Raw genomic sequence first — 271 nt, forward strand, 5'->3', positions numbered from 1 at the left:
GGCCCTGGACCAGATGATGTCGTCCGCAGTGGACGGCAACTACTTTGCGCTGCAGTTGCTTGCGACACATTTCGCATCCACCGGTCGAGCGGGAAACATCAACGCATACGCGGTTTCGCGTGTCCTGGAGATGCGCGCAGACCCTTCCGCCGCGCTTGGCAGGGAAATCATGTTCTCTGCGCCACTCACTATCGAGGAGCGGATGCAGGGGGAGGCCGAAGCACTTCGTCTGAACGCTACTTTCAACCAGCTTTACCAGGGAAGAACCGGC

Annotated in this window: 1 protein-coding gene; it reads left to right on the forward strand. The window is 59.4% G+C overall.

Annotated features, from left to right (window positions below; all coding sequences use genetic code 11):
• Positions 1-28: 28 nt before the first annotated feature.
• The coding region (locus tag Q5762_RS38455) for a hypothetical protein (RefSeq protein ID WP_315896958.1) at positions 29-271 on the forward strand (243 nt) is incomplete at its 3' end.

It is taken from the genome of Streptomyces sp. P9(2023), assembly GCF_032436795.1.
Lineage (GTDB): Bacteria > Actinomycetota > Actinomycetes > Streptomycetales > Streptomycetaceae > Streptomyces.